General features: G+C 68.6%; 13 protein-coding genes. 12 read left to right on the forward strand and 1 reads right to left on the reverse strand.

What is annotated here, in order from left to right; translation table 11 throughout:
- The 12 genes from ruvC to AB7U92_RS10945 form a co-directional block, all read left to right on the forward strand.
- On the forward strand, positions 1–527 hold a 527-nt coding region (gene ruvC / locus AB7U92_RS10890; protein ID WP_428576219.1), incomplete at its 5' end, for a crossover junction endodeoxyribonuclease RuvC.
- A 34-nt stretch (positions 528–561) separates the two neighbouring features.
- The gene (locus tag AB7U92_RS10895; RefSeq protein ID WP_428576221.1) at positions 562–2616 is read left to right on the forward strand and encodes a ribonuclease catalytic domain-containing protein; all 2055 of its coding nucleotides are present in this window, start codon (positions 562–564) and stop codon (positions 2614–2616) included.
- A 1-nt stretch (position 2617) separates the two neighbouring features.
- The gene (locus tag AB7U92_RS10900; protein ID WP_428576222.1) at positions 2618–3481 is read left to right on the forward strand and encodes an energy transducer TonB; all 864 of its coding nucleotides are present in this window, start codon (positions 2618–2620) and stop codon (positions 3479–3481) included.
- On the forward strand, positions 3478–4347 hold the full coding sequence (gene aroE, locus AB7U92_RS10905; protein WP_428576223.1) for a shikimate dehydrogenase: 870 nt from the start codon (positions 3478–3480) through the stop codon (positions 4345–4347). Before AB7U92_RS10900 ends, aroE begins: the two co-directional genes overlap by 4 nt.
- Complete coding sequence (locus AB7U92_RS10910; protein ID WP_428576225.1) at positions 4347–5126, forward strand: transglycosylase domain-containing protein; 780 nt, start codon at positions 4347–4349, stop codon at positions 5124–5126. Before aroE ends, AB7U92_RS10910 begins: the two co-directional genes overlap by 1 nt.
- 33 nt (positions 5127–5159) lie before the next feature.
- Positions 5160–5756 carry a hypothetical protein gene (locus AB7U92_RS10915; protein ID WP_428576226.1) on the forward strand — a complete coding sequence of 199 codons (597 nt, stop codon included), beginning with the start codon at positions 5160–5162 and terminating at the stop codon, positions 5754–5756.
- Entirely contained in the window at positions 5753–6274 is a 522-nt protein-coding gene (locus AB7U92_RS10920) for a TlpA family protein disulfide reductase (protein WP_428576227.1), read from the forward strand. The genes AB7U92_RS10915 and AB7U92_RS10920 overlap by 4 nt, the downstream gene beginning before the upstream one ends.
- A 261-nt stretch (positions 6275–6535) precedes the next feature.
- The gene (gene accB, locus AB7U92_RS10925) at positions 6536–7006 is read left to right on the forward strand and encodes an acetyl-CoA carboxylase biotin carboxyl carrier protein (protein ID WP_428576229.1); all 471 of its coding nucleotides are present in this window, start codon (positions 6536–6538) and stop codon (positions 7004–7006) included.
- A gap of 10 nt (positions 7007–7016) precedes the next feature.
- Positions 7017–8366: an acetyl-CoA carboxylase biotin carboxylase subunit gene (gene accC, locus AB7U92_RS10930; RefSeq protein WP_428576231.1), complete on the forward strand. Its 1350-nt coding sequence runs from the start codon at positions 7017–7019 to the stop codon at positions 8364–8366.
- An 11-nt stretch (positions 8367–8377) separates the two neighbouring features.
- On the forward strand, positions 8378–9277 hold the full coding sequence (gene prmA, locus AB7U92_RS10935; RefSeq protein ID WP_428576233.1) for a 50S ribosomal protein L11 methyltransferase: 900 nt from the start codon (positions 8378–8380) through the stop codon (positions 9275–9277).
- A 7-nt stretch (positions 9278–9284) separates the two neighbouring features.
- Positions 9285–10241 carry a zinc-ribbon and DUF3426 domain-containing protein gene (locus AB7U92_RS10940; RefSeq protein ID WP_428576235.1) on the forward strand — a complete coding sequence of 319 codons (957 nt, stop codon included), beginning with the start codon at positions 9285–9287 and terminating at the stop codon, positions 10239–10241.
- Between the two features lie 54 nt (positions 10242–10295).
- A complete protein-coding gene (locus tag AB7U92_RS10945) occupies positions 10296–11186 on the forward strand; it encodes a carbohydrate kinase family protein (protein ID WP_428576236.1) in 891 nt (296 codons plus the stop codon).
- Between the two features lie 19 nt (positions 11187–11205).
- Here AB7U92_RS10945 and AB7U92_RS10950 read toward each other — a convergent pair whose 3' ends face one another.
- Positions 11206–11709, reverse strand: coding sequence for a hypothetical protein (locus tag AB7U92_RS10950; RefSeq protein WP_428576238.1), 504 nt, complete (start codon positions 11707–11709; stop codon positions 11206–11208).
- Positions 11710–12206 lie beyond the last annotated feature (497 nt).

A 12206-nucleotide genomic window follows, 5' to 3' on the forward strand; every position in this document is an offset into this window, starting at 1 on the left:
CCGGCCTGCGCACCACCGGCTTCGGCGTCATCGAGACCGAAGGTGCGAAGCTGCACTACGTGGCCAGCGGCACCATCAAGACCGATGCGGCGGCCACCGGCGACCTGCCCGGGCGGCTGAAGATCATCTTCGAGGGCGTGCGCGAGGTCACGGCGCGCTACCGGCCCGACTGCGCCTCGATGGAGATCGTCTTCGTCAACGTCAACCCGCAGTCGACGCTGCTGCTGGGGCAGGCGCGCGGCGCGGCGCTGGCGGCGCTGGTGTCCACCGACCTGGCGGTGTCCGAATACACCGCGTTGCAGATGAAGAAGGCGGTGGTCGGCCACGGCCAGGCGCGCAAGGAGCAGGTGCAGGCCATGGTCGCGCGGCTGCTGGCCCTGCCCGGCGAGCCGGGCAAGGACGCGGCCGACGCGCTCGGGCTGGCGATCTGTCACGCCCATGCCGGCGCCTCGTTCGCGGCGATTTCGCGAACCACGACACTGTCTCCCCGCGCCCATGCCCAGTACCGCAAAGGGCGAAGCTACTGAGGGCGGCCGGCTTCAGGCGACAATCCCGCCTTCCATGTATGCCCTGTTCGAAGACGCCGGGAAGTTCCACGCCGGCCGCGTGATGACCGAAGCCGAGAGCTCGATGCAGATCGAGCTGGAGTCGGGCAAGCGCGTGAAGGTGAAGTCGGCCAACGTGCTGTTGAAGTTCGACAAGCCGCAGCCCGCCGAGCTGATCGCCTCGGCGCAGACGCTCGCGCGCGACATCGACCTCGACCTCGCCTGGGAGTTCGCCCCCGAGCAGGAGTTCGGCTTCGCCGACCTGGCGCGCGATTACTTCGAGGCCGGCGCCGGCGTCGAGAAGCAGGCCGCGGCGCTGTTCCGCCTGTTCGAGGCGCCGCACTACTTCCGCCGCCTCGGCAAGGGCAATTTCCGCAAGGCGCCGGAAGAGACGGTCAAGGCCGCGCTGCTCGGCATCGAGCGCAAGAAGGCGCTGCAGGCGCAGATCGAGGCCTGGGCCGGCGAGATCCTGCAGGGCCAGTGCCCGGCGCCGGTGCGCGAGCAGCTCTACAGGATCCTCTTCAAGCCGGACAAGAACGCCGCCGAGTACAAGGCCGTGGTCGAGGCCGCGCGGCGTTCGCAGAAGCCGCCGCTGGAACTGCTCAAGGCCGCCGGCGCGATCGACTCGCCCTACCAGTTCCACTGGCGGCGCTTCCTGTTCGACAACTTCCCCAAGGGCACCGGCTTCCCGGCCGTGGCCGCGCCGCCGGTCAAGGAGGAGCTGCCCTTGTCGCCGGCGCAGGCCTTCTCGATCGACGACTCGCACACCACCGAGATCGACGACGCGCTTTCGGTGCAGGGCCTCGGCTCGGGCACGGTGGTGTTCGGCATCCACATCGCCGCGCCGGGGCTGGCGATCGCGGCCGACTCGGCGCTCGACAAGCTGGCGCGCGAGCGGCTGTCCACCGTCTACATGCCCGGCTGGAAGCTGACCATGCTGCCCGACGAGGTGGTGCAGGCCTACACGCTGACGGCTGGCCAGGCCTGCCCGGCGGTGTCGCTGTACGTCACGCTCGACGAGGCCACGCTCGAGGTGAAGGCCAGCGAAACCCGGCTCGAGCGCGTGCAGATCGTCTCCAACCTGCGTCATGACAAGCTCGACGCCGTCATCACCGAGGCCTCGCTCACCGGCGACGCGCCGGCAGCGTACGAACATGCCGTGGAACTGGCCTTCGCTTTCCGCCTCGCCCGCCACCTGAAGGCGCAGCGCGAGGTGGTGCGCGGCAAGCCGGAGACCTTCAACCGGCCCGACTACACCTTCCGCCTCGAAGGCAACGAAGGCCGCGAGCCGCAGGGCACCGAGCGCGTGCAGATCAGCACGCGGCAGCGCGGCGCGCCGCTGGACCTGATCGTCGCCGAGGCGATGATTCTGGCCAACAGCACCTGGGGCGGCTGGATCGCCGAATGTGGCGTGCCCGGCATCTACCGCAGCCAGGCGAGCCTGGCGCCGGGCGTGAAGGTGCGCATGGGCGTGAAGCCGGCGCCGCACGCCGGCATGGGCGTGGCGCAGTACACCTGGGCGACCTCGCCGCTGCGCCGCTACGTCGACCTGGTCAACCAGTGGCAGATCATTGCCTGCGCGCGCCACGGCCGCACGGCAGCGCTGGCCGCGCCGTTCAAGCCCAAGGACGCGGCGCTGTTCTCGGTCATCTCGGCCTTCGACGCGGCCTACGCGGAGTACAACGGCTTCCAGTCGGCCATCGAGCGCTACTGGACGCTTCGCTACCTCGAGCAGAACGGCTTGGCCGAACTCGACGCCGCAGTGATGAAGGATGGCTTGGTGCGCGCCGACACGCTGCCGCTGGTGTTCCGCGCCCTCGGCGCCGAGAGCCTGCCGCGCGGCGCTCGCGTGCGCGTGAAGGTGACCGGCACCGACCTGCTCACGCTCGACGTGCACGCCAGCCTGCTCAGCCGCATCGACGACCCGGCCACAACGGCCGACGATGCACCGGTCGACGAGACCGAGGCCGAAGACGCCCCCGAGAGCGCCGGGCCGCTGACGCTGGCCATCGACGTTGCGGCCGACGGCGACACGCCGGCCGAGACGGGCAGCCCCACGACGGCAGGCTGACATGGCATTGCGGCGGCTGCGCAAGCTCTCGACCCTGCAGATCGCGCTGGCGTTCTCGGTCGCGGTGCATGCAGCGCTGCTGGGGGTCCGCTTCGTCGACCCGGAGGGCTTCAACCGGGTGTTCCAGGACACGCCGCTGGAGGTCATCCTCGTCAACTCGCGCTCGGGCGAGGCGCCGTCGGTTGCCGCCGCGATCGCCCAGGCCAACCTGCAGGGCGGCGGCGAGGCCGAGCGCGGCCGCGCCACCTCGCCGCTGCCGCCTGCGGCCACCATCGAGCTCGGCGACTCGACCGAGGACGCCCGGCGACAGGTCGAGCAGTTGCAGGAGACACAGCAGCAGCTGCTGGCGCAGATGCGCCGCGAGCTCGCGCTGCTGCCGCCTCCCGACCCGCAACGCGACCAGGGCTCCCCGCAGGAACGTGCGCTGGAGGAGAAGCGTCGCCGCCTGATCGAGCTGCTCGCCGAGATCGAGAAGCGCATCAACGAAGAGAACGCGCGGCCGAAGAAGCGCTACATCAGCCCGGCCACCCGCGAGGAGGTCTACGCGCTCTACTACGACCGGCTGCGCCGCAAGATCGAGGAGCGCGGCACGCGCAACTTCCCCGAGTACCAGGGCCGCAAGCTTTACGGCGAGCTGGTGATGAACGTGACGGTCGATGCCGAAGGCCGCGTGATCGACACCGAGGTGGTGCGGCCTTCGGGCACGCCGATCCTCGACCGGCGCGCGGTGGCCATCGTCAAGGCGGCGGCGCCGTTCGGCCCGTTCAGCGCGGCGATGCGGCGCAAGGCCGACCAGCTCGTGATCACCTCGCGATTCAAGTTCACCCGCGAAGAAGGCCTGTCGACCACCCTCAGCGCCCAATGACCGACGCCCTCCCCGACCGCTACGCGGTGGCCGGCCATCCCGTCGAGCACAGCCAGTCGCCCTTCATCCATGCCGAGTTCGCGCGGCAGACCGGGCAATCGATAGCCTATGGGCGCCTGCTGTGCCCGCTGGACGGTTTCGCCGCCACGGTACGCGCCTTCGCGGCCGACCGCTCGGCCGGCACAGTGCGCGGCTGCAACGTCACCGTGCCGTTCAAGTTCGAGGCCTTCGAACTCGCCGCGCGGCGCACGCCGCGGGCCGAACTCGCGCAGGCTGCCAACACGCTGCGCTTCGATGCCGACGAGGCCGGCGGCTGGCTCGCCGACAACACCGACGGCATCGGCCTGGTGCGCGACATCGAGCGCAATGCCGGCCTGAGCCTGGCCGGGCGCCGCGTGCTGCTGCTCGGCGCGGGCGGTGCCGCCGCCGGCACGCTCGGGCCGCTGCTGCAGGCGCGGCCGGCCGCGCTGGTGGTGGCCAACCGCACGCGGGCCAAGGCCGAGTCGCTGGTGGCGCGTCATCTCGCCCTGGCCTGCGACGTGGCGCTCTCGGCCTGCACGCCCGCCGAGGCCGGCGCTGGTTTCGACGTGGTGATCAACGCCACCGCCTCCAGCCTGCAGGGGGCGGAGATCCCGGTCGATGCCCGCGTGCTGGCGCCCGGCGCGTTGGCGCTGGACATGATGTACGGGCCGGCCGCGCAGGGCTTCCTCGCCTGGGCCGAAGCCCACGGCGCGCTCGGCCGCGACGGCCTGGGCATGCTGGTCGAGCAGGCAGCCGAGGCTTTCTTCCTCTGGCGCGGCGTGCGGCCCGCTACGGCGCCGGTGCTCGCGGCCCTGCGCGCGCGGCTGGCCGCCAAGGCGCCCTGATGCGCGCGGTGCTGCGCGCCGCGGCGCGCCTCTTCACGCTGATGCTGCTGTCGGTGATGGCGCTGCAGCTCTACTTCCTCGCCCGCGTGGCGCTGATGATCGTGGTCGATCCGCAATCCACGAGCTTCCAGCGTTCCGAAGCCTGGCGGCTGCTGGTCGAGAAGCAACAGATCCTGTGGGCGCAGGAGTGGGTGGATTACGAGCGCATCTCGCCGCACCTCAAGCGCGCGGTGATCGCCTCCGAGGATGCCGAGTTCGCCGAGCACAGCGGCGTCGACTGGGACGCCATCGAGAGGGCCTGGGAGCGCAACCAGCGCGCCGAGGCGCTGGCCGAGCGCCTGGCGGCCCAGAACGAGCGGCGCGCCGCGAAGCTGCCGGCCGGCAAGGCGCCGGCCGCGCCCCGGCCGGCGAAGGTGGTGGGCGGCTCCACCATCACCCAGCAGCTGGCCAAGAACCTGTTCCTCGGCAGCGAGCGCAGCCTCGCCCGCAAGGGGCAGGAGTTCGTGATCACGATGATGCTGGAGGCGTTGCTTTCCAAGCAGCGCATCCTGGAGATCTACCTGAACAGCGTCGAATGGGGCGAAGGCCTGTTCGGCGCGGAAGCCGCGGCGCGGCACTACTTTCGCACCGGCGCGCAGTCTCTCGGCGTCATGCAGTCGGCCCGGCTGGCGGTGATGCTGCCGGCACCGAAGCGCTTCGAGAAGCGGCCGAACTCCGCCTACGTGGCCGGCCGCGCGGCCACCATCGCCGCGCGGATGGGCGCGATCGACCCGCCCTGAGCCCGGTCTTGGGGGCCTGCCTAGAATGAGCCGATGGCCCCGACCCTGACCGAAGAGATCGCCGCCGCCGCTGCGCGACTGGTGGTGGAGGAAGGCATGGAGTACGGCCCGGCCAAGCGCAAGGCGGCCAAGGTGCTCGGCCGGCACAGCGTGCGCCCGGCCGAGATGCCGGCCAACGAGGCGGTGGAAGACGAGGTGCGCGCCTACCTGCAGCTGTTCTGCGCCGACACTCAGCCCGCGGAACTGCGGGCGCTGCGTGCCGTGGCCGCGCAGTGGATGGAGCGACTCGCGCCGCTGCGGCCGCACCTGGCCGGCGCGGTGTGGCGGGGAACGGCCACGCGACTGTCGACCGTGCACCTTCAGCTCTATTGCGACGACTCCAAGCAGGCCGAGATCTTCCTGATCGACCTCGGTGTGCCTTACGACGTGGGCAGCCGGCCCGGCCCGCGCGGCGAGAGCGTGGACGTGCTGACCGTCTCCAGCCCCAGCCGTGAACTGGACGACACGGTGACGGTGCACCTGACGGTGCTCGACCACGACGACCTGCGCGGCGCGCTCAGGCCCGATGCCCGTGGCCTGAGCACCTGCGGTGACCTGGTGGCACTGCGCCGCCTGATGGCCGCCTCATGAAGCGCCGGCCGCTCTTGCTCGGGGCCGCCGTCGGCGCGGTGGCCGCGGCCACCGGCGCCGGTGTCGCGTGGTGGCGGCTGCGACCTCAGGAGAATCCGCTGCCGCCAGGCTTCTGGGAGAGCCGATTCGAACGGCCGGAGGGAGGGGAGTTTGCGCTTGCTGACTTTCGAGGCAAGCCGCTGGTCCTGAACTTCTGGGCCACCTGGTGCCCGCCTTGCGTCACCGAGTTGCCGCTTCTCGACCGCTTCCACCGCGAGCAGAATCCGTCCGGCTGGACGGTGGTGGCCCTGGCCATCGACAGCCCGACGCCGGTGCGGGAGTTCCTGCTCAAGCGGCCGTTGTCCATGCCGGTCGGGCTGGCCGGGCTGGAAGGGGTGGAGTTCGGCCGCTCGCTCGGCAACGATCAGGGGGGATTGCCTTTCACGGTGGTGCTGGATCGGGCCGGGAACGTGCACACCCGGCACCTCGGCGAGCTGAAGCCACCCGACATCGCCGCCTGGAAGGGCGCGATCTCGTGATCCAGGTCGCAGTTCTCAAGCACTAAAGCCGCCTCTTGTCAATTGCGCTCAAGTTGCGCCAAAGCGCGTAAAGTCGCGGCCTTCGCGCACGAAATCAGGCACAAGCAAATCGCCGTCGGCGACCAGAGCCAGAGAGCAACCAGGCCGTCACTGGATCGCCGTGGCGCAGCAGATGCCTTGAGTTGAGCGCCGATCGGCGCAGTTTGCCGGCGGCACGGCCACACGAGAGGCCTCAGACCTCGAATCACCGTTGGAGAGAGCATGGACCTTCGCAAGCTCAAGACACTGATCGACCTGGTGTCGGAATCGAACATCTCGGAACTGGAAATCACCGAGGCCGACGGCAAGGTCCGCATCGTCAAGGCCGATCCGGCCGGCGTGGCCATGGTGCCGGCCGCCAGCGTCGCACCCGTCGCCGCGCCGGTGGTGGCAGCACCCATCGCCGCGGCGCCGGCGGTGGCCGCCGCTGCACCCGCTGCCGCAGCGCCCGTCGAAACCGGCCACGTCGTCAAGTCGCCGATGGTCGGCACCTTCTACCGTTCGTCCAGCCCGGGCGGCAAGCCGTTCGTCGAAGTGGGCAGCGAGGTCAAGGAAGGCGAGCCCGTCTGCATCATCGAGGCGATGAAGATCATGAACGAGATCGAGTCCGACAAGGCCGGCAAGATCATCAAGATCCTGTGCGAGAACGGCCAGGCGGTCGAGTTCGGCCAGCCGCTGTTCATCATCGAGTGAGCCGCACTCGATGTTCAAGAAGATCCTGATCGCCAATCGAGGCGAAATCGCCCTGCGGATCCAGCGCGCCTGTCGCGAGATGGGCATCAAGTCGGTGGTCGTCTACTCCGAGGCCGACCGCGACGCCAAGTACGTCAAGCTCGCCGACGAGGCGGTGTGCATCGGCCCGGCGCCGTCCGCGCAGAGCTACCTGAACATGCCGGCGATCATCTCCACCGCCGAGGTGACCGACGCCGAGGCCATCCACCCGGGCTACGGTTTCCTGTCCGAGAACGCCGATTTCGCCGAGCGTGTGGAGCGCAGCGGCTTCACCTTCATCGGGCCGACGCCGGAATCCATCCGCCTGATGGGCGACAAGGTCTCGGCCAAGCAGGCGATGATCAAGTCGGGCGTGCCCTGCGTGCCGGGGTCGGAGGGGGCCCTGCCCGACGATCCGAAGGAGATCATCCGCATCGCCCGCAGCATCGGCTACCCGGTGATCATCAAGGCGGCCGGCGGCGGCGGCGGGCGCGGCATGCGAGTGGTGCACACCGAGGCGGCGCTGATCCACGCCGTGCAGACCACCCGCGGCGAGGCCGGCGCGGCCTTCGGCAACCCGGCGGTGTACATGGAGAAGTTTCTCGAGCGGCCGCGCCACATCGAGATCCAGGTGCTGGCCGACCAGCACAAGAACGCGGTGTGGCTCGGCGAGCGTGACTGCTCGATGCAGCGGCGCCACCAGAAGATCATCGAGGAGGCGCCGGCGCCGGGCATTCCGCGCCGCGTGATCGAGCGCATCGGCGACCGCTGCGCCGCCGCCTGCAAGAAGATCGGCTACCGCGGCGCCGGCACCTTCGAGTTCCTCTACCAGGACGGCGAGTTCTACTTCATCGAGATGAACACCCGCGTGCAGGTGGAGCACCCGGTGACCGAACTCGTGACCGGCATCGACATCGTGCAGATGCAGATCCGCGTGGCGGCCGGCGAGAAGCTGCCCTTCTCCCAGCGCAACATCCAGATGCGCGGCCACGCCATCGAGTGCCGCGTCAACGCCGAGGATCCGTACAAGTTCACGCCCTCGCCCGGCCGCATCACGATGTGGCACCCGCCCGGCGGCCCCGGCGTGCGCGTCGACTCGCACGCGTACACGAACTACTTCGTGCCGCCCAACTACGACTCGATGATCGGCAAGATCATCGTGCACGGCGACACGCGCGACCAGGCGCTGGCGCGCATGCGCATCGCGCTGTCGGAGACGGTGGTCGAGGGCATCCTGACCAACATCCCGCTGCACCGCGAGCTGATGGTGGACGCGAAGTTCATCGAAGGCGGCACGAGCATCCACTACCTCGAAGGGTGGATGGCCGAGCACCGGCGCTGACGCGGCCGGCCATGGTCGAACTGCTGCTGCTGGCGCCGGAAGGCGCCGTCGAGTCGGTCACCGATGCCCTGATCGACGAGCTCGGCGCCTTATCCGCCTCGGTGGAAGACGCCGATGCCGACACCGACGCCGAGCGTGCGTTGTTCGGCGAGCCGGGCCTGCCCGCGCCGTCGGGCGGCTGGCAGCGCTCGCGCATCGTCGCGCTGTTCGACGACGAGCAGACCGCGACCGAGGCCGCCACGCTGCTGCTGGCCCAGGACTGGGCGAGCGATGTGGCCCTGGTGGCCATGCGCCCCGTGCAGGAGCAGGACTGGGTGCGGCTGACGCAGTCGCAGTTCTCGCCGGTGGAGATCTCGAACGGCTTCTGGATCGTGCCGAGCTGGCACGAGGTGCCGGCCGGCGCGCAACGGGTGATCCGCCTCGACCCGGGCCTGGCCTTCGGCACCGGCACGCACCCGACCACGCGCATGTGCCTGCGCTGGACGGCGCGGCAGGCGCCGGCTCTTGCAGCACGCTGGACCCGCGTGCTCGACTACGGCTGCGGCTCGGGCATCCTCGCCATCGGCGCGGCGCTGCACGGCGCCACCCGCATCGACGCCGTCGACATCGACCCGGCCGCGGTGGAATCGACGCGCGCCAACGCTGCGGCCAACGGCGTCAGCTTGAATGCCGGCCTGCCGGATCTGGCGTCGGGGCGCTACCCGCTGGTCTACGCGAACATCCTGGCCACGCCGCTGAAGCTGCTGGCGCCGCTGCTCAGCGGCCACGTAGCGCCGGGCGGCCACCTGGTGCTGGCCGGCATCCTCGAGCGGCAGACCGATGAGCTGAAGGCCGCCTATGCGCCGTGGCTCACGCTCGACGTTGCCGACCGCGACGATGGCTGGGTGCTGATGACGGGCGAAATGGCATGATCCCGGCATGAGCCTGGCCACACGATGCACCTCCTGCGGAACCGTCTTCCGCGTGGTGCAGGACCAGCTCAAGGTGTCCGAAGGCTGGGTGCGATGCGGGCGCTGCAACGAGGTCTTCAACGCGCTCGAGGGCCTGTTCGACCTCGATCGCGACTCGCCGCCGGAGTGGTCTGAATCCAAGCAGATGACCCCGGCCCCCTCCCCCTTCGAGGAAGAGCGCGAGGAGGAACCCGATCCGCACCTGGTCGACAAGATCGATGAGCAGCTGTTCGGCACCACACGCCGCACCGGCTTCGGCGCGCTGACCGGCCTGGGCGGCTCCGATCGCGGCAAGGGGCCCGACTTCGCCGACGCCCGCTTCGATACCGACGTGCCCGACGATGCGCTGCTGCCGGCCCTGGAGGGCTCGCCCCCCGCGAAGCGCATGGCCCCGGCCGCCGACCCGGACGACGCACCGGCCTTCGTTCGCGAAGCGGAGCGCGAGGCGCGCTGGCAGTCTCCGGGCAGGCGCAGGGCCTTGTGGCTGGGCGCGCTGGTGCTGGCCGCGCTGCTCATCGGCCAGGCCGCCCATCAGTTCCGCGACGCTGTGGCGGCGCGGCTGCCCGGCGCCGCGCCCGCACTGCATGCCTGGTGCCAATGGTCGGGCTGCACGATCCAGCCGCCACGGCGGCTGGAAGACATCATCGTGGAGAGCACGGCACTGGCCAAGGCGGCCAGCGGCGACGCCTTCCGGCTCAACGTGGTGCTGCGCAACCGCGCGCCCACCGTGGCCGCCATGCCCTGGGTGGAACTGACGCTGACCGACGCCAACGGCGAACTGCAGGCACGGCGTGCGCTCAGCCCGCAAGACTTGCGAGCCCGCTCCGCCGAGATCGGCGCGGGCGCCGAAGCCACGCTGCAGGCCACACTCTCCACCGGCACCCTGCGTGTGACCGGCTACACAGTCGAGATCTTCTACCCCTGATCGCGGCTGGCGTCGCAGCCCCCTACCCTCAAATTCACCACCTGCGGAGTCTCCATGTCAGTTCTCGTCTGCGGCTCGCTCGCCTTCGACACCATCACCACCTTTCCGGGCCGGTTCTCCGAGCAGATCCTGCCGGAGCAGGTGCACATCCTGAACGTCTCGTTCCTGGTGCCCACGCTGCGGCGTGAGTTCGGCGGCTGCGCGGGCAACATCGCCTACTCGCTGGCGCAGCTCGGCGGCGAGCCGCTGGTGATGGCCGCGCTCGGCAACGACGGCCAGGGCTACCTCGAGCGCATCCGCGGCTGGGGCGCGAGCACCGAGTACGTGCGGGTGATCGAGGACAGCTACACGGCGCAGGCGATCATCATCACCGACACCGACAACAACCAGATCACCGCCTTCCACCCGGGAGCGATGCAGCACGCGCACCTGACCGCGGTGCCCAAGCGCAAGGACATCGAGCTGGCCATCATCGCGCCCGACGGCCGCGACGCGATGCTGCAGCACGCAACTCAACTGTCCGAGGCCGGCATCCCCTTCATCTTCGACCCGGGCCAGGGCCTGCCGATGTTCAACGGCGAGGAGCTGAAAGACTTCATCGCCAAGGCCACCTGGGTGGCGGTGAACGACTACGAGGCCAAGATGCTGTGCGACCGCACGGGGCTCACGATCGAATCACTGTCGAAGTCGCACCTCAAGGGCGTGGTAGTGACTCTGGGTGCGGATGGCTGCGAGGTGTGGGAGCAGGGCCGGCGCACGCACGTGCCGGGCGAGAAGGCCGAGCAGATCGTGGATCCGACGGGATGTGGGGACGCGTTTCGCTCCGGGCTGCTGTCGGGGTTGGTGTCCGGCATGAGCCTGAACGAGAGCGCGGCTTGGGGAAATCGGCTCGGGGCGAGGAAGATTGCGAGTCGGGGGGGGCAGAACTACGCCATTAAGAAGTAGTCCATCTTTGGTCGATGTTTCAGTCTGGATCATTTCTCCCTCGGAGTTCTTCGGTGGCCTGAAAGGAGCCAGAATTTGCTTCTGCCAACTCCTTGACTGATTCGAGTACCACGGCCATCAGGTGCTTCTTGAAGGCATTCACTTCACTCCAGGCGGCAATTGCTCGCTCTGCGAATTCGGTTGCTTTGAGAGAGTTCTCACGGAGCCTGTGAACCTGACTCAATCGCGAGAAGAGCAACGCTAAGTCGTCGCGGTGAGTATCCGCTGAGTTCAGTGCTTGCAGGCTCGCTTCAATGTCGGCGTCAGCGGCGTTCACCTGCCCCAGCATCGCTTGACATAATGCTCGGTCGGCCAGTAATCCTGGCACAAGACGAGTGTATCCGTCTGATTCGGATCTCGCCAGATTTTGATCAATTAACTCAATCGCATCAGCCCATCGACGTTCGAGAACGCTCTCATGGGCAAGTAGTATCGGCGAGAGTGATGGCAGGCTACGAACTCCGACCAGTTCTTCATAGCTCACGACTGACTCCAACTTAATCGAAATCCCCGAAGTTGGTTCGTTGAACTCCCTGTCAAAGAACTCAGCACAGCGCCTAGCGTGGATAGCCATCGCGGCAGTGTCGTAGATAAGTGCCGACAACTCGACTTCATCACCGCAAAGCGTCGTCGCGCTATGACATTTCATGTAGTATTGCCGAGCCATCCCATAATCACCACAGTAGTGAAAGCATAGTCCAATCGTCAAGCACAATCTTGAGATCGCTTGTGGATAGTCTGGCGCGCCATGCGTCAGGGCGATTCGGATGTGCTCACCGATCGCTCCGACTTCTTCAGCTTGATAAGCGGCAAACGCTAGCCAAGCTGATGAAATGGCGACGCCTTCGGCGTGGGAGCACGAAAGGGATATTGCCCGTGAACGCAGCCACTTCTCGACAGCGCTTTGAGCATCACCTGATTTGAGAAGAATGAGCCCTTCCGCAATAGTGACGAGGGATAACAGTGGTGCACCCTATTCTT

This window comes from Piscinibacter sp. (assembly GCF_050175855.1).
Taxonomy (GTDB): domain Bacteria; phylum Pseudomonadota; class Gammaproteobacteria; order Burkholderiales; family Burkholderiaceae_C; genus Piscinibacter.